The sequence below is a fragment of the Vibrio lentus genome (assembly GCF_030409755.1).
Taxonomy (GTDB): Bacteria; Pseudomonadota; Gammaproteobacteria; order Enterobacterales; family Vibrionaceae; genus Vibrio; species Vibrio lentus.
Map to the genome: position 1 here is coordinate 2112931 of NZ_JAUFQE010000002.1, position 18597 is coordinate 2131527.

14 protein-coding genes are annotated in these 18597 nt (G+C 42.8%); 4 read left to right on the plus strand and 10 right to left on the minus strand.

Translation table 11 applies throughout. From position 1 onward, the window contains the following. Position 1 precedes the first annotated feature (1 nt). Both QWZ07_RS17755 and QWZ07_RS17760 read right to left on the minus strand, forming a co-directional pair. Positions 2–3349, minus strand: coding sequence for a hypothetical protein (locus QWZ07_RS17755; RefSeq protein WP_261891207.1), 3348 nt, complete (start codon positions 3347–3349; stop codon positions 2–4). Positions 3350–3351: 2 nt separating this feature from the next. Further along, positions 3352–4797: a tyrosine-type recombinase/integrase gene (locus tag QWZ07_RS17760; RefSeq protein ID WP_192852195.1), complete on the minus strand. Its 1446-nt coding sequence runs from the start codon at positions 4795–4797 to the stop codon at positions 3352–3354. An 861-nt stretch (positions 4798–5658) separates the two neighbouring features. Here QWZ07_RS17760 and folD point away from each other — a divergent pair. After that, the gene (folD, locus tag QWZ07_RS17765) at positions 5659–6516 is read left to right on the plus strand and encodes a bifunctional methylenetetrahydrofolate dehydrogenase/methenyltetrahydrofolate cyclohydrolase FolD (RefSeq protein ID WP_017110310.1); all 858 of its coding nucleotides are present in this window, start codon (positions 5659–5661) and stop codon (positions 6514–6516) included. A gap of 156 nt (positions 6517–6672) precedes the next feature. Here the strand turns inward: folD and QWZ07_RS17770 are convergent, their stop codons facing one another. The 5 genes from QWZ07_RS17770 to QWZ07_RS17790 form a co-directional block, all read right to left on the minus strand. Continuing rightward, positions 6673–8487, minus strand: coding sequence for a cation:proton antiporter (locus tag QWZ07_RS17770; RefSeq protein ID WP_192852196.1), 1815 nt, complete (start codon positions 8485–8487; stop codon positions 6673–6675). A gap of 185 nt (positions 8488–8672) precedes the next feature. Next, positions 8673–9872 (minus strand): NupC/NupG family nucleoside CNT transporter, encoded by a 1200-nt coding sequence (locus QWZ07_RS17775; RefSeq protein ID WP_122054516.1) that lies wholly within the window; start codon positions 9870–9872, stop codon positions 8673–8675. Positions 9873–10077: 205 nt separating this feature from the next. Next, positions 10078–10998 carry a LysR family transcriptional regulator gene (locus tag QWZ07_RS17780; protein WP_102486347.1) on the minus strand — a complete coding sequence of 307 codons (921 nt, stop codon included), beginning with the start codon at positions 10996–10998 and terminating at the stop codon, positions 10078–10080. Between the two features lie 152 nt (positions 10999–11150). Next, positions 11151–12149, minus strand: a complete 999-nt coding sequence (locus QWZ07_RS17785; RefSeq protein ID WP_065110966.1) for a lytic murein transglycosylase — start codon at positions 12147–12149, stop codon at positions 11151–11153. A gap of 29 nt (positions 12150–12178) precedes the next feature. After that, entirely contained in the window at positions 12179–12469 is a 291-nt protein-coding gene (locus QWZ07_RS17790; protein ID WP_017110315.1) for a YcgL domain-containing protein, read from the minus strand. 222 nt (positions 12470–12691) lie between these two features. Between QWZ07_RS17790 and minC the strand changes: the two genes are divergently transcribed. From minC to minE, 3 genes are read left to right on the plus strand one after another with little or no spacing between them, the layout of a single operon-like run. Then, the gene (minC, locus tag QWZ07_RS17795; RefSeq protein ID WP_004734174.1) at positions 12692–13354 is read left to right on the plus strand and encodes a septum site-determining protein MinC; all 663 of its coding nucleotides are present in this window, start codon (positions 12692–12694) and stop codon (positions 13352–13354) included. A 21-nt stretch (positions 13355–13375) separates the two neighbouring features. Then, complete coding sequence (gene minD / locus QWZ07_RS17800) at positions 13376–14188, plus strand: septum site-determining protein MinD (RefSeq protein ID WP_009848498.1); 813 nt, start codon at positions 13376–13378, stop codon at positions 14186–14188. 6 nt (positions 14189–14194) lie between these two features. Continuing rightward, a complete protein-coding gene (gene minE / locus QWZ07_RS17805) occupies positions 14195–14458 on the plus strand; it encodes a cell division topological specificity factor MinE (RefSeq protein ID WP_010436847.1) in 264 nt (87 codons plus the stop codon). Positions 14459–14571: 113 nt separating this feature from the next. Here the strand turns inward: minE and rnd are convergent, their stop codons facing one another. The 3 genes from rnd to QWZ07_RS17820 form a co-directional block, all read right to left on the minus strand. Continuing rightward, positions 14572–15690, minus strand: coding sequence for a ribonuclease D (gene rnd / locus QWZ07_RS17810; protein ID WP_032500282.1), 1119 nt, complete (start codon positions 15688–15690; stop codon positions 14572–14574). Between the two features lie 142 nt (positions 15691–15832). Then, complete coding sequence (gene fadD / locus QWZ07_RS17815) at positions 15833–17527, minus strand: long-chain-fatty-acid--CoA ligase FadD (protein WP_192852197.1); 1695 nt, start codon at positions 17525–17527, stop codon at positions 15833–15835. Positions 17528–17633: 106 nt separating this feature from the next. Beyond that, positions 17634–18575 carry an alpha/beta hydrolase gene (locus QWZ07_RS17820; RefSeq protein WP_192852198.1) on the minus strand — a complete coding sequence of 314 codons (942 nt, stop codon included), beginning with the start codon at positions 18573–18575 and terminating at the stop codon, positions 17634–17636. Positions 18576–18597: the final 22 nt, after the last annotated feature.

Below are 18597 nucleotides of genomic sequence, written 5' to 3' on the forward strand. Positions count from 1 at the left end.
TCTAAACCTCAATTCCCAGTAGTGCCATTTTTTCACTCTCGGTGATTCCCTGTAGATCTGCCTTCATATTCAATACCATTGCCAAATATTCCACATCAGACAGATCTTCAATATCTTCACTACTTCGTACCTTAGCTTGAAGCTCAATCTTTCTTCTCAGTCTAGCAGCTTGAAGTTTTAGCTTTTCGCTATGCAACCTTGGAACACCTTCTGTTTCTTTAAGTCTCAGTAGCAGCTTCTCTTGCTCAGTAGCATTCTGAGGTTTAATTGAATGAATTAACTGCAATCCTTCATCTGATACATAGTAAATACCATTTTCATTTGAATCTTCAATAACCGACCTACGAGCTTCCCAATAAGATGCCTCTACTATGAAGTCCATCTTTCTTTTACTTAGCTCAGCTCGCTCGGTCTCGAGCATATCAAAGGTATCTAACTGCGTATTTAAAGTTCTAATCACGTCACACAAGGTACGAATTGTTGCACTAATTGGAGAAAGGTGATTGTTTGTTGTCACGGCAAGTGGACAGGAAAAACACTTTTTCTCTCCCAAGCCATCGACAATTTCTTTAGGACAAATCCCCCCTGTTGGGCATATGTGTGTGCGATAATAAGCAATTTTATTTACATCAGCATTACGTAATGCATTTAGTCCATTAATATGTCCACTCGTTTCACCAATAATTTCAAAGTTAATTGATTGAGCGTTATATTTATTTATTGTAGAACTAGGGCAGACCTTGAGTTCACCCTCAAAGCTTTCTTGATTGATTTCAGAACCACGCACAGTAACCAAATTATTAAAAGCTTCTGTGTCTGCCCCTAGTAATGCTACGATCTGTGTAATGAAATCTCTTGACGCGCTGTCTGGTAATGCTTTCGTATAATAGCCAACCGTCGATTCACATTGACCCGTAAGAAGATTACCAACCACATTCGCACCTACAATTGGAGCAAAAATACTTACTGTCATAGTCCTTAACGAGTGCGGTGTAACTTGTGTTTTTCTCGCTATTGGTACACATTTCACGGCAACATGACAATCACTGTAATCAATGGATACTTCACTATTCTTTGAATCAAAATCACCAATATTACATAAGTGAATAAACTCATCTACCGAGTAATATAATTTAGGTACAAATAAAGTCGTAGGCTGGAAATCAACGCCATTGCGTCTTAAAAATGATTCATACTCATTAATTATTTCACTGCAATAGTTGGGATATGCCCCATCTGAATGTGAAGGTTTTAGCCTGAACAATGCCGAAACATCTCCCCACTTAGATTCTTTATGACCATTGTATGGCACCTCCCCTGCAATATCAGGGTTAGATTCCATTGCTAGTTTTTTTACTTCATACACCTTTTTCAGCATATTCATCGTGCTTGCAGAAACAACAACTTGGAATGATTGAGACTTTGCTTTATCAGTAGTAACTAATAAAGGCTGAAAATCTTTCTCGGTATTCGAAGCTAAGGTAAAACACTCTTGGTCATCTAGCCACAGTGCATTTGATCGCCTTAATCCAGAATGGAGAAGCAATGTCATTAAAGACCAAGAAATATGGTTGTTTATGTATAAATTCTGATCTTTCGAACCTTTGATACGATAAACTTTGGCATGCTTAATTAATTGTATCTTTGTGAATGGTTCAAGATCAACTTTGCCGATGTACATCGGCATAGTTCCATCAATGTTTACATCTTTGTCTACAAAAATATAGTCTTTAGAATTTTCGCCTTTTTTGATACTTTCTAAAGCTTCATCAAGCATCTGCTCTGTGACTGCACTACAAAATGATCGTAAACCTAACCAATAATCTAAACCAAATACATATTTGGTATTTTTAATATATTTATTACCAACTCGTGGCTTAACTTTTCCATCGAGCGGGTTTCTGAAAGAATCAATTTGTTTTGAATCTAAATTTGTTAAGTAATCGAAGAAATTACTTATGATTAATAAAGCATCTCTGCCACTGTTATTGTTTTTAGTGTTTTCAAATTGAGCAGCAGAAGTCATATCATAAACAAACTGCTGTAAAGTCACTGGATATTGAAATCCATCTGTGAACTTTACAACATTTTCAAGTTCAAATAGATTACTTCGTTGAACATAAAGACTACTAAGAAACTCTTCCGGGTGATTGGGATAGTTAAAACCTCCCGATAAACCCGAATCAAAATAAGCTGGCAAGTAAGAAAACAGGTATTTATTTAAAATACTAAGCCGAGCTTTCTTTTGTTTGATAGTGCCCGCTTCATTCGATGTATGACGTATGTAATCATGTTGTGCAGCAATCCATAAGTTTTTCTGTCCTAAATTATCAGAAGAAAATTGTTCATCTGTGCCAGCTAATCCAGACCAGTAACCATAATCAATTACACTTTTTCTATCTCTTGATCGAACGGTGACAGTATTAACTCCCTCGACTCCTGAGCCTATTAGCTGCACAGCTTTCTTCGATGAACCTAGATAAACTAATACGTTGTGGTCCTCTGTGGGCTCTCCACGTCGTATACTTGCTCTTTTAAGGATAAACTCATCGTAAAAATTTTTATCTCGCTCAGGCTCTTCACATGTAATAAACGCGAGTGCTGGCTCTATGTTATAACTAGCTGGAGAACCATTATGATAAGACATAAGGTCCTCATGATATGCCATTAAAACATCAAAAGTAATTTCATCGAGTTCTGTAATACCGTTTGCTACAATTATGTCAGCAAACCTTTTAAACGCTTGGCTTAATTTATCAACAGAAAAACTACTTTTTTTAATATAATCTAAGTAGTTTTTTGCAATATACGGTGTTTGAATATGCTCTTTAAATTGATCAAAACGCTTTTCTGTCGCTCCGATCCATAGATCATTGGCTAAAGGAGGAAAAAAACTCTTCAGTTCCGTTGAGCCAATACGAATAGCTGCATTCATTGATTTCGGGTGTGAACCGACCATACAGTTTAGTTTTACAACTTTATTTAGAGCTAGAAAGCTAACAAAAAGGCGTATTGTATGTAATCGATTGTAATAATCATTTTTTCGTATCTTAGATTGACGTGGAATTAAACTATCTAATAAATCAACATACTCATTCGTTTTAGCTCCACGACACTCCTTGATAAGGATACTTTCCACATCTTCGAGAAACGCCTTTATCTCATCAAGTGGCATTCTTGATACTTTTTCAAGTGCGGCAACACAATCATCAGTTCCATCGCTCGCCCCTCTATACCCTGTCGAATATTCAGCTTTGTATGCTTTACCGCAGACATCTTTTAATTTCACAACAAAATTTTTCAAGATCGAATGGAATCTTTCTTTCGTGAAAACATCTAAGAAAATCATTTTTATTTGCTCTCATTATTAATCACAGTTAATTGATTTTTCCGGCTTTCTTCATAAAATGACAATTCCTTCATTTGTAATTGTCTATTAGTTTCTTCAACTTTTTCTATCATCTTGCTGATGTCATTCTTTGCATAAATTTCTGTACTTTTTATTGAGGAATGACGCATAAAAAATTTAACCTCTTCAAGAGAATAACCTGTGCCTCCAATATCATTGGGGGCAAAGTTAAGCATATACATGCCATAGTAATGACGCATCGAGTGCGTTCCTATATCTCCAAACTCTTTGCCAGTTAAGCCCGCTCTTTTTAGATTTCTATCCCATACGTCTTTGATCGTGCTTGTTGCCGATTTGTAGCACGGGTGATAAACCATTTCTCCAGTTAATTTGTTTTTGGTCCCACGTAACTGTAGAAAAAGGTATTCAGAATTTGAATTAGGCCTCTCTTTATCTATATACATCATTAATTCATTGAAAAAGAAGGACTTGAAAGGTTCTATGAGTTTAACTGAGAAATGTGAGATCGGTTTTCCTCTCATGCATGTGTAGTTCATTGCATCCAAGTAACTAATAGTTCCTTTGTCATGCAGTCTTACTTTTTCTTTAACTACATCTATGTCTTGAATCCTGATCGATGATGTTTCGGAAAACCTCAACCCTCCTCCAAAACATAGTGCATACATTGCTCTATCGCGGTGTGACTTAGTGTTTAGGAGAAATTCTCCGACATACTCCATAGGAAAATGTTTGTCTTGTGATCCTTTCGATTCTTTAGGAAGACGGAAGAAATTTTTTATTTTAGATACTTTCGCTCCACCTGAAATGCAAGACGCTAAATAAGAGTGCTCAATTAATACATTCCGCTCTCGAACTGATAATTCTCTCAATAAACCTAGATCTTTTCCAACTGCGGTTAAAGATTGATCAACATCAATGAGGCCATCCATTTTGCGTTGCTGTTTCAAGCTATTCTCAAGTGCATTTGATGCACTAACGAAATCACACAAAGTTGAAATATATCTTGTAACAGAATCTCTAGCATAGGATGCAGAGTCTAGGTTGTATGCGCAAATTCTTGCTAGAGGATTTTTAGAGAGTTTTCCATCTAGTAAAAAGGCAGGGTAGCTATGAAAAATTAACGTCAGTGAAGTTCTTAACTCATGACTTGCTGAATAAGCATGGTTATCTTGAAGGTCTGATAAATACTCTGATGAGTGAATGACACGTGATGCCTCAATATAGTAGTCATAGAATTTTGCTAAATCTGAAGCTTTCGCACTTACAGTGTTATATGGGTGACTATTCATGATCATCCCATTGATATGCTCTTCTAGTTCTACAACACGACCAGTTTCCTTCGACATGAACGAATAAAAAATCACTCCATCAGAAGTTTTGAGTTCACGCTTGACTATATTCTTAGTCTTCCTAATCATACTTTCCATCGCACCAAATTTAACCTAACATCGATATATGAACTGTATAGATAGACAGGTTTTGGTGCAATGGTTTTTGTGACTTTTTTTTCGGGAAAACAAATGCAAAAAAGCCAGTACCTAAATTAATAGATACTGGCTTTTAAAAGTGGCACGCCCTGTAGGATTCGAACCTACGACCACATCCTTCATCACACTATAGCTTTCGCTACCACCTATATAAATAAGGCTTTGTGCGCTGGACTATCCCTTTACCATAGCTTTAAAAGCTTTAGGTAGACGCCGTCTAGTCTCTACACCTTCCCAGAATTACAGGGCTTGGCTCGGGATTGCCAACTCGCTAAAGTAAGGTTTCCCCGAATTTGACGTCTTACACTCTTATCGTTTCCAAAAAGAGGCCCAACTTGAATGCTAGAAAATCTAGCCAATTAGAAGGGACGTGCTCTATCCAGCTGAGCTAAGGGCGCTTTATTTTGTTTTCCAACTATATCTAGCTAAAAAACTAAATTCAAATTTTAAGTAACGCTTCATTGCACCATTAAAGACTATAATCATCTCTCTCAGTCTGCTTAGTTCACTACACCAGAATTAACCTAATATAAGAACCTTCGACCACCTCCTTAGAAGGGAGGTGCTCTATCCAGCTGAGCTAAGGGCGCGCTACAGGAAAGGATTATACGAATTCGAATCAGTAAAGCAACGGCTTTGTGTAACATTCTGATCCAAGTGAGTAAAAAAAGGGCAATGAGATTATAAGTGTTGGAAAATAGACCAAGGCAAACGTTTGCTTGATGGTAATCAAAAAGATTTTCTGGAATAATGCGCCCAAAACATCAGCCACTAACTTGAATATCAATACTAAGGAAATTCATGACTGCTCAAAATATTGATGGAAAGCTAATTTCTCAAACCGTTCGCTCTGAAGTTGCGGCACGTGTAAAGGCTCGTACAGAAGCTGGTTTACGCGCTCCGGGCCTAGCGGTAGTTTTAGTGGGTGAAGACCCTGCCTCTCAGGTTTACGTTGGAAGTAAGCGTAAAGCGTGTCAAGAAGTAGGCTTCGTTTCAAAGTCTTTTGATTTACCAGCGACGGCGACAGAAAATGATCTGCTAACGCTCGTCGACCAATTAAATGAAGACCCTGAGATTGATGGCATCCTAGTTCAACTGCCTTTACCTGCAGGTATTGATACTACTCACGTTCTTGAGCGTATCACGCCAGAGAAAGACGTTGATGGCTTCCACCCATACAATGTGGGCCGCTTGGCTCAACGTATGCCTAAGCTACGCTCCTGTACGCCTAAAGGTATTATCACATTGCTTGACCGTTACAACATCGACTTACGTGGTAAGCACGCGGTTGTTGTTGGCGCATCAAACATCGTAGGTCGCCCAATGACCCTAGAGCTTCTTCTAGCAGGTTGCACGACGACAACATGTCACCGCTTCACCAAAGACCTTGAAGGTCATGTACGTCAAGCGGATGTTGTTGTGGTAGCCGTTGGTAAGCCTAACTTCATTCCTGGCGCTTGGATTAAGAAAGGCGCAGTTGTGGTCGATGTAGGCATCAACCGTTTGGAATCTGGCAAGCTCGTTGGCGACGTTGAATACGATGTCGCGAAAGAAAGCGCAAGCTTCATCACACCAGTTCCGGGTGGTGTTGGTCCAATGACAGTAGCAAGCCTAATTGAGAACACAATGATTGCTTGTGAGCAGTTTCACTCGAAATAGCCCACAAATGGCAGTTTCAGTAGCAATACCGCAGGCATGAATTGCCTAAACCAAAAATAGAATTAAAAAGCCGCAGCGTGAAAACGTTGCGGCTTTTTTGATACTGAGCTATTCGTTTTTGATACAAAGCGACTCGCTTTTTATACAGAGCACCCGCTACTTATCTGGAGTACCAGCTCTTTCCGTTGGCTCCGAAGGCGGCAATAAACTAATGATCGCACACTCCGTTGATATGAGTTTTTCCAAATCAGAACCTTGCGTCACTAAACGGAAATCACCGCCAGTAATCACACCAAGTAGAATAGCTTTAGGATACAACGCGTTAAACTCATTAAGGCCAAACGCCTCGGTCAATCCCGTGCTCTTAATTTGGCTGCCTTGAGCCATCAAGGAGTTAAGCTTGGAATAGGTAATTCCTTCCGAAAACAGGCTTCTGTTACCATCTCGGCTCACTGAATGCCTTTCGTGTTTAGTATCTGTCGATTCAAGCTCAAACACCTTATTTTCACCAAACTCATCTTGATAATGCATGCTGACTAATGGATTGGTTTGACGATAAGGCGAGACGATCATCGCGCGCCCTATCCCGTCCAATTCCAGATTATTTTCCGCGTGGCTTGAAGCTGGGTTACCAAAATAGACATTCAGGTTATCCATACGCGCCAAACGAATGCTTTCCCAGTTGGTATCGGCAAGCACACTGTTGATATTGTGTGTCGCCAGCACCTTGGCGAACTGTCTTGCAAAATGAGTCGCGCCAAAGAAGATAACCCCTTGCGCTTTCTCTTGCGTCACACCTAACCTTCTTGCCCACCAACTTGCGGTAAGGCTCTGAATCACAACCGTACCGATGATGACCAAGAACACCATAGGCACCAGTAGTTCAGCCCCTTCAATCAATTGCTTCTCTTGAAGTTTGATAGCAAACAGAGAAGAAACTGCGGCAGCAACGATCCCGCGAGGCGCCATCCAGCTCAAAAACCATTTATCTGCTGAAGTAAGATCCGTGCCGATCCCGCTGATCCACACGCTCAGAGGACGAGCCACCAGCATGACGACCGCTAATAAGCCAATTCCGCCCCAACCTATCGAGAGGAAAGTCCCAGAATCGAGTCGACTCGCCAGTAAGATAAACAAGGCAGAAATGAGTAACACAGTCAGGGTTTCTTTGAATTCAATAATGTCTTCGAGATCCAAGCCTTTCACGTTGGCGAGCCAGATACCCATGATGGTCACGGTTAATAGGCCTGACTCTTCACTCAGGTCATTGGAAAAAGAGAACGCAGCCAACATCAACGTCAGCACTGCTACGTTACGCAAATAGTGCGGAACCCAATGCCCTTTCAGCATCTTGGCAATCAAATAGCCACCGATGATCCCTAAGCCTAAACCGATGGCTAGAGTCAGCCCCAAGGCCGACAGCACATGGCTGGTAGGATCAGCTGAAGAAACAATATATTCGTAAACGAGAACGGCAAACAGAGCGCCAATCGGGTCAATCACGATCCCTTCCCAGCGCAAGATACTGCCTAACGAAGATTTGGGCTGAATACTGCGCAGCATGGGAACAATCACGGTTGGCCCCGTCACTACAACTAAGGCAGCAAACAGCGCGGCTAATGGCCAACTGAAGTCCACAAAGTAATAAGCACCAACGACAATGCACGCCCATGTAATCAACATGCCGAAGCTCACGAGGTGCGTCACCATGCGACCATGACCTCTTATTTCCTTGAAATTCAGGGTCAATGCACCTTCAAACAGAATAATAGCGACACCTAATGAAATCAGCGGAAATAGCACGTCACCAAAAATGGCATCGGGATTAAGGATGTTAAGACCGGGACCTAGAAGTAGGCCGACAATAAGAAGAGGAAGAATAGCAGGAAGACGTAAGCGCCAGCCTAACAATTGACACGTTAAAGACAGCAGTCCAATTAACGCCAAGGATGAAGTAATCGACAAATCCATTTGTGCCCCTAAAAAATTTGTACCACACCTTGTGATACAAACCTATTTGCTGAAACAAGAAAGCCTATGTCATTAAACTATAGGCTCTCTTTTTCATGCTAACCGAATATTAGTGTGATTAATCAGTCACTTTACTATAGGGGAAATAAAGTGACTGACTCACCCACTCTGTACTTATCATCTAGCTACAGAGAAAGCACCACACCAGCAATCGCTGCGCTCATTAAGTTGGCAAGCACACCTGCACAAATCGCTTTAAAACCGTATTGTGAGATGAAAGAACGACGCTCTGGAACTAAGCTACCCAAACCACCAATCAGAATGGCCATCGTAGAGATATTGGCAAAACCACATAGTGCAAAAGTAACGATCGCTTTTGAGTGCTCACTCAGTGCGTCTTTCACGTCCATTAACTGGATGAAAGCCACAAACTCATTCACAACGATCTTGTTACCGATCAGCGAACCTGCAACAACAGCTTCAGACCATGGCACACCGATCAGCCATGCAACGGGTGCGAACACATAACCTAGGATAAGTTCGAAGCTTAGGTTCACGCCAAACCAACCACCAACAATACCTAACAAGCCATTCAGCATTGCAATTACACTGATAAAGGCCAGAAGTGTCGCACCCACTGCAACGGCAATACGAAGTCCAGACATAGCCCCATCTGCCATTGCCTCAACGACGTTTGTTGCTCGTGGAATTTCAACGTCAGACTCAATATTTTCTTGAGCCTCATCTGCGTTACCTGGTACCAAAATCTTGGCCATCAATAGACCAGCAGGCGCAGACATAAACGCCGCAGCGATCAGGTAGTTCAAATCAACACCAAGCGATGCATAACCCACTAGCGTACCACCAGCCACAGAAGCCAAACCACACACCATCACAGCAAACAGTTGTGAATCCGTCATGTGCTTCAAGTAAGGCTTAACCACCAATGGTGCTTCAATCATGCCAACAAAGATGTTCGCCGTTGCAGACAAAGACTCCGCACGACCTGTACCTAAGAACTTTTGCAAAGCACCGCCGATAAGGTTGATCACCTTTGGCATAAAGCCGATGTGGTACAAACCTGAAATCAGTGCAGAGAAAAAGATAATGATGCCGAGAACGTTAATAGCGAAAACAAATCCGTTATTCGTGAGGCCACCAAATAGGAAGTTAATCCCCTCTTGACCGTAGTTGATCAAGCTAGACACCGCACCAGTAGCTGCATTCAACACTTCTTTACCCATCGGCACATAAAGAACCAATAGCGCGAATGAAATTTGCAGTAAGAAAGCCAAAGAGACGGTTCTTAGCGGGATATTTTTTCTGTCCGTAGATAGTAACCAAGCGGCTACTAAAATAGTGATAATTCCAAGTAGGGAAGCCATATGCGTCAACCTAAAAGTTGTAGGTAGGAAAGGCGACGCATTGTATAGAGGAAATCGTTTGCGGCAAGGTGCGGTTGTTAATATGATGTTGGGATTATCACTGCCTCATCTATGATTATATTAAAGTATTGAATTTTAATGATTTAACTTGCTCAAAAAGCGTGCTTTTTCCATATGGAAATTATATTTATAGATTAGGAAACAGTTAACGGTGCAACTCAACGCAGGTTTTAAGGTTTTCATCCCAATAAGTTGGCGACCCGATATGATCTTTGATGAACTCAATCACTGCAGAAAGCTTCTTCGGCATGTTCTTTCTACTCGGATACACAGCGTAAAATGGCATCAACTGACTCGCTCGCCATTCTGGTAATACTTGGATGAGCTTGCCCGTTCTAAACTCTTCTTTGACTAAGTAAGTCGCCAGATAAGCAACGCCCCAACCCGATACTGCCGCGTCTCGTACCGCTTCAGCCAAATCCACCGAATAGTCGCCTGCCACTTTAACACTGAGGTTTTCTTGGCCGTTATCAAATGCCCACGATGTGTAGTCCCGTTCACGGCTACGATAGATAAGGCAGTTATGGTCAATCAAATCGGAAGGCACGTGTGGAGTACCAGCTTTAATCAGATAATCCGGTGATGCCGCCACTACAAACTGACTGTCGGCTAAGCGTTGCGCAATATAACCTTCAGGTAAATCTTCATTGTTGGTGATCCAGAGATCCAAGCGCTCCTCAATCATGTCCACTTTGTAGTCGAACAAGTGCACTTCAATTCTCAGCTGCGGGTAAAGCTGTCTGAGCTGATCAATTGCAGGAATGATATGCAGTGTGCCAAATGACTGTGACAAGCCTATGCGGAATATCCCAGAGATATCATCACGCTGGCTATCCATATCCATTTGAGCCGCCTTCACCGTATTGAACAGCTGCTCACAATGCTGATAAAACACTTCCCCAGCTTCGGTTAGTGTCAGGCTGCGTGTGGTTCTTTGCACCAGCTTGATACCTATCGAGTCCTCGAGCAAAGCAATTTGCTTACTGATGTGAGACACCGACACATTCAAACTTTTTGCTGCACTGGTAAAGCCTTCATGCTTGATTAACGCATGGAATATCACCATCTGTGCGGCTCTATCTGTTAGCACAAGGCCACCTTTAAAATTCTCTGAAATATAAAAGAAAAAGGACTCCGAAGAGTCCTTTAGTTCGTTCTGCCTATAGTAGGCCAAATGCTATTCAAAGCGACCTAGGGCGATTAATCAAATTAAGTCTGTTAATCAAACTTAATTCTGTCTGCTAGGTGGCTAACCGCCAACGCAAAGTAGTAAGAACGATTCCACTTCATTAACACATTGTAGTTGTTGTAAATGAGGTAAGAACGGCCAGTTTCATCGTCTGGCATAATTAGCCAAGCTTTAATATCTTCATCAAGCGTTGGTAATGGGCGATCGTCAAAGCGCTTAATGCCGAGTTCAGACCACTCTTTTAAGTATTTCGCTTTATCTTCACCTCGACCTTGCATCTCGATAGACACAGTTGCCGGCACGTGAACCTGACGGCCCCATGTATATTTGTCATCCCAACCTGATTGGCTGAGATAATTAGCCGCCGAAGCAAATACGTCTTCTTCAGTGCCCCAAATATCTTTCTTACCGTCGCCGTTGCCGTCAGCGGCATAAGCTAAGAATGAGCTAGGCATAAACTGAGGCTGCCCCATCGCGCCAGCCCAAGAACCTTTCATATCTTTGGGTGCGATATGGCCTTGGTCAAGAATCGTTAACGCTGCCATCGCTTCGCTGCGGAACAACGCTTCTCTGCGCCCTTCATAAGCCATAGTGGTTAAAGCATCGATAACACTGTAATTGCCAGTGAACTTGCCAAAATTACTTTCTACGCCCCACAGAGCGACAATGAACCTTGGTTGAACACCGTACTCGTCACCAATACGCTTTAACGCGGTGTAGTGTTTCTTATAGAGCGATCTCGCCTGTTTCACTTTCCAATCTGGAACCGCACGTGGAATGTATTCATCCAGAGTCAGTTTCTTCTCAGGTTGGTTTTTATCAGCTTTGACAGCTCTCGGCTTAAACGTCACACCATCAAAGGCTTCTTCAATGATCGCTTCAGAAATGCCTTGTTCACGGCCTTGCTGCTTTAACTTCTCTACATATTGTTCAAAGCTAAGCTCTTCAGCCTGTACTGAACCGATAGTCAGGCTATTGCCCAATAGCAATGCTGACACGGCTAATAGGGTTTTAGAAAATTTACTCAACGATCATTCCTCCTTGAATTAGGTGGCTATCACTCTTCGTCTTGAACATTCTGCTGAGCTTTACGCTCTTTATGCAGTTCAAGTTCGTTAACCGGTGGAGGCGGAACCTGCAAAAAGAAACCATCGTTTTTTAGTGACTCTTTCACTTTTTCGATGCTGACTTGGGCAAGCGTGCGGCCTTCCATTTTAATTACCATTACAAAGCTAGGTTTACCAAACATTTGCATCAGTGCGTCAGGGACTTGTGAGAAATCATCCTTTTTTGGGATATAAAGGTATGTTCCTTCTTTTTTTGAGCTTTTATATATAGAACACAGCATGACAAACCTTTTTTAAATGTTTATGGCTACAAAACTCTCACTTGTGAGTTCAATAGTTTATGTTGATGAAATATTGGGGACAAAACGTTTATTTGACAACAAGATTACTTGCTGTGCTTGGTTTGGGAATATAACATGATAAACCTAGTTTCAGGCAATGCCCTTTATCTTTAAGATGAAAGAAATTGTACCTATCCGCAATTGAGGTCCTGTAGTTTTTCGATGTCTAGTAACCCAGATCTAAAAGGTAGCAGTTTCACGCTATCTGTTTTGCACTTATCCGATGATCAAGTCGAAAATGCAGTGTCTTTTCTTCAAGAGAAGGTAGACCAAGCACCCACTTTTTTTGCGGCTGCACCTGTTGTTATCAATATCAGCAAAGTCGCTGGCGATATTGATTTCGTACAGCTAAAAAATGGTATATCTCAAGCGGGCATGATCCCGGTTGGTGTGGCAGGTTGTTCAGATAAGCGCATGCAAAACTTAGCCAGAGACGCAGGTTTTGCCGTTATGACAGCGAGCAAGTCTCCCTCTCAAGCACCGGCAAAAATGGCTCCGATAAAAGTGGTGAGAACTCCTATTCGTTCGGGGCAGCAAGTGTATGCCAAAGACGGTGATTTGCTGATTCTTAGCCACGTAAGTGCGGGCGCAGAAGTGATTGCCGATGGCAGCATCCACATTCATGGCACGCTACGCGGTCGTGCAATTGCGGGGGCAAGTGGTCAAACTGAAGCAAAAATAATTTGTAATGATTTACAAGCCGAGCTGGTTTCCATTGCAGGAAATTACTGGCTCAGCGATCAAATTGATAGCGAGTACTGGCAAAAGAAAACCATGTTCAGTATGGCAAACGATGTATTACACGTTGATGTCCTCGCAATATAAGAGAAATAAAAGGAAAAAAGAATGGCACGCATTATCGTTGTAACGTCAGGTAAAGGCGGGGTGGGCAAAACGACCTCCAGTGCAGCTATTGCCTCTGGCTTAGCTCTGAAAGGGAAGAAAACAGCGGTTATCGATTTTGATATCGGTCTGCGTAACCTAGATTTAATCATGGGTTGTGAGCGTCGTGTTGTGTACGACTTCGTTAACGTGATCAATGGTGAAGCGACGCTGAACCAAGCAATGATCAAAGACAAGCGCACAGAAAACCTGTTCATTCTTCCTGCTTCTCAAACTCGTGATAAAGACGCACTGACGAAAGATGGCGTTCGTCGTGTATTTGATGAACTGGATGAAATGGGCTTTGATTTCATCATCTGTGATTCTCCTGCAGGTATCGAGCAAGGTGCTCTAATGGCGCTTTACTTTGCTGATGAAGCGATTGTAACCACCAACCCTGAAGTCTCTTCTGTTCGCGATTCAGACCGTATTCTAGGTATTCTTGATTCTAAGTCTCGTCGTTCAGAAGACGGATTAGAGCCAGTGAAAACACACCTTCTATTGACTCGCTACAACCCAGCACGTGTAACTCAAGGTGAGATGCTCAGTGTTGAAGACGTTGAAGAAATCCTGCATATCTCTCTACTGGGTGTGATTCCAGAGAGCCAAGCAGTACTGAACGCGTCAAACAAGGGTGTTCCAGTTATCTTTGACGAAGCAACCGACGCGGGTATGGCTTACAATGATACTGTAGAGCGACTACTGGGTAGCCAAGTGGACTTCCGTTTCTTAACGGAACAGAAGAAAGGCATCTTCAAAAGACTGTTCGGGGGCTAATACGCAATGTCATTACTAGAGTTTTTCAGACCACAAAAAAAGACAACCGCAAACCTAGCCAAAGAGCGTTTGCAGATCATTGTTGCTGAGCGACGCAGCCATGACGACCCTGCACCATCATACTTACCGCAACTGAAAGAAGACATCTTGAAGTGTATTGCGAAGTATGTGGAAGTCGATCCATCAATGGTTGATCTGACTTTCGAACACAAAGATGACGACATCTCAGTATTAGAGCTGAACGTTAAGCTTCCAGAAGAAGATCGATAACTAGAGCCTGAGCTGTGCTTATCAATATTCAATAAAAAAGAGAGCCTAGGCTCTCTTTTTTATGTCTGAAACTTTTATCTCTAAAGCATTCGTTGCTTACTACAGAACTAAAGTTACTTGATTGCTTTATTTAGCTTCTCGCCTACTACGTCTAGGCGCCAACCTTGCATGACATCAGGCAGCTTCTCTGGGTTACGATCGTACTTCCAAATCCAGCTTAACACTTGGTTAAGTTGCTTCTTCGACGCCAAAAACTCAGTCGCTAAACCACTGTGTTGCGATGCTGTTTTCACTTCATCTTTCAACACTTTGAAGAGTTGCTTGTAACCTGGGTAGTCCATTAGACGTTCTACTGGCGCTGGGTACTCTTCTTCTGGCGTATGCTCAGCCAATTTCACGATTGAGCTGATCTTCGCACCATGGCGACGTACAGAGCGGTAATCAAAACCTTCCTGCTCCATATGCTTAGGGTCTTTCATCGCGAAACGAGCTACGGCCCATAGGTCTTGTTCTTTAAAAACAAAGTTCAGCGCTAAATCACGCTTAATCGCTTCTTTTAAACGCCAAGTTGCTAACGGTCTTAAAATAGCTAGCTGCTGGGGTTTTAGCTGCCACGCGCCTTTAATATCAAGGTAAGCGTTGTCTGGATTTGCTTTACGAATGCGCTTAGCTACTTGTAAATCAGACTCTTGCTGCGCCGCTTCCCACCAGCCCGCTTCCATCACTTTTTCTAGAAGCTTGTTGTACATTGGCATCAAGTAGTGAACGTCTGCTGCTGCGTAGTCGAGTTGCTTTTGAGAAAGAGGACGCGCTAGCCAGTCGGTGCGAGATTCACTCTTATCTAGGTCAACGCCTACAAACTCTGAAACGAGAGCTGCAAAGCCAGTTGAAAGACCATGACCTAAGAAGGCTGCCATGATCTGCGTATCAACCATTGGCGTTGGCGTACAACCAAATGCGTTCTGGAAAACTTCTAGATCTTCGCCACACGCATGTAACACTTTCAGTACTGACGTGTCTTTCAATAGCCCAACAAACGGTGTCATTTCATCAAGAGCAATAGGATCAATCAGCGACAGCGTTTCACCATCAAATAACTGAATTAAGCCTAATTGAGGGTAATAGGTTCTTGTACGAACGAACTCTGTATCAAGCATAACAACATCGGCTTCACGTGCTTGTTGGCAAACTCGCTCAAGGTCTTTCACTTGGGTAATGATTTGATAATCCACAAAAACTCTCACTGATTTTACTTTGATCGCCGGATACAAAAATGCCGACATTAACTGTCGGCATTCTAACACCATTTTTCAGCGCTCGCTTAGATTAAGCGCCTGAATGGTTTCGAGGGCTCATTTCTCGCAAACCCGAGCATTACTCGCTTGCGCGTTTGGCAAGCTCTGCGTCGTTTTCTTCACGAAGCACTCGGCGTAAGATTTTGCCTACATTGGTTTTTGGTAGTTCTTCACGGAACTCAATCAATTTAGGGATCTTGTAGCCTGTTAGGTGTTCACGGCAGTGCGCGATAATGTCTTCTTTGGTTAGGCTAGGGTCACGTTTCACAACGTAAATCTTAACCAGCTCACCAGACACTTCATGAGGTTGACCAATAGCCGCAACTTCTAACACTTTGCCATGCAGAGCCACAACATCTTCAATCTCGTTCGGGTAAACGTTGAAGCCCGACACAAGAATCATGTCTTTCTTACGGTCTACGATGTACAACAAGCCTTCGTCATCAAACTTAACGATATCACCAGTCGATAACCAACCGTCTTGGTCGATCACTTCTTTGGTCGCTTCTGGACGCTGCCAGTAGCCTTGCATCACTTGAGGACCACGAACCTGCAATTCACCCACTTGGTCATTGCCAACCACTTTACCTTCATCATCAACAATACGAACTTCTGTTGATGGTACTGGTAGGCCGATTGCACCTGTATAGTCTTTTAGATCGTATGGGTTACCCGTTACCAGAGGAGCACACTCGGTTAAACCATAGCCTTCAAGTAGATGGACACCTGTCGCTTTCTTCCATTGCTCAGCAACAGCGCGTTGAACCGCCATACCGCCGCCAACAGATAAACGCATGTTACTAAAGTCCAATTCGTGGAAATCTTCGTTATTCACTAACGCATTGAACAAGGTGTTTACGCCAGTAATCGCGGTAAACGGAACCTTTTGCAGCTCTTTAATAAAGCCAGGAATATCACGCGGGTTGGTGATCAGAAGGTTACGACCGCCCATTTCAACAAACAGTAAGCAGTTCACAGTCAGTGCGAACACGTGGTAAAGCGGCAGCGCCGTTACCACCAACTCACGGCCTTCTTGCAGAACAGGACTATATGCCCCTTTCGCTTGAAGTACGTTCGCAATCATATTGCGGTGCGTTAGGATCGCGCCCTTCGCTACGCCCGTTGTACCGCCCGTGTACTGTAGGAATGCGATGTCATCGCCAGCCATAAATGGCTTCACATACTGGAGGCGACGGCCTTTATGTAGCGCTTTTCTGAATGAGATAGCACCCGGTAGATCGTACTTAGGCACCATGCCTTTTACGTATTTCACTACGAAGTCGACAATCGTACCTTTCGCTCGTGGCAGCATTTGCCCCAAACTGGTTAGCACAACGTGTTTAACCGGAGTTTTATCAACGACTTTCTCTAGTGTGCTCGCAAAGTTAGAAACGATAACAATCGCCTTTGCGCCAGAGTCATTAAGTTGGTGTTCAAGTTCACGAGGCGTGTACAGTGGGTTGACGTTCACTGCAATCATACCTGCACGCAGTACACCAAAGAGTGCAATTGGGTATTGCAGCAAGTTTGGCATCATAAGCGCGACACGATCGCCTTTCTTCAGTTTTAGATCATTCTGCAAGTAAGCAGCAAAAGCACGACTGCGCTCTTCAAGCTTACGGAATGTCATGATAGACCCCATGTTCTCGAATGCTGGTTGGTCTGCGTACTTCTGTACCGACTGTTCGAACATTTCAATAAGAGATAGGTACTGATCTGGGTTGATCGTCTCTGGTACGTCACTTGGATAACGTGAAAGCCAAGGTTTGTCCACTATGTTACTCCTCGTTTATCAGCTGACGACTGCTTCGCCGCTTTTTATCATTGCGGTATTACAGCACAGCTTTAGTGCATGAGCACTAAAAGGCTCAAACACTTGTTTAAATTTTGTTAACTACACCAAGAATTAGCTCTGAAACTAGCTCTGGGTTCTCTAAATGGCAATGATGTCCGCCAGGAACAGTCTCTATATTCAGAGAACTATGGGCTGATTTGTAGCGATTATGCTGCAAATGTCGGAATCCATCATTTCCTAAAACTATTAATTGAGGGCATTCAATAGCCGCCATGATCGCTTCAGCATGCGCTTGTGACATTCGATATAACGAGTCACATTTTAGGTTAGGGTCGCATCGCCATTGCCAAGAGTTATCGAACTCGGCAATACCCTGATCTACAGTCGCTTGATCAAAAGCAACGTGATCTACTGTCGCTTGCTCAAAAGCAGCTTGATCAATAGTACCTAGCTCAACGATTCCTCGTTCAACGATAGGAGCAATAAGTTCTGCTTTGATTTGATTGGCGTGAGCTCTCAGCTTAATAGCATCCTCAAGACTTGCCAGAGGACGTGAAGGCTTTCTTCGCTGTCGAAGACGACTGAGTACCCCATCCCTCAAGCGAGAGACTGTTTCGTGGGGAGCTTCAGAAAGAGGTCCGTGACCTTCAATTTGGATTAATCCTGACACCTTTTCAGGAAAGGCGGCACTATAGCAACTTGCGATCAATGCACCAAGTGAATGTCCTACTAGTACCAGTCTGTTTGGCGATAATTTAGTCACCAACTGATGCAAATCATCAATATAGTCGTGAAACGGATAGTAACTGCCCGACTTATGCGATGAGAAGCCATGACCAAAGAGATCTATCGCAACCAGATGAGAATTTGGTGAAAGTACTTCTAGATTCGATATAACAGAAGAAAAACTCGCTGAGTTATCTAACCACCCATGAATAAAAACGACCGTCGTAGCGGTCGTTTCGGGGTTACCAATCTGTTGTGTGGCAAGCGTCCCGCTCGCAAGAGAATATGACTTTTCAATCATTGATAGTTTGTTATTCCTGTCT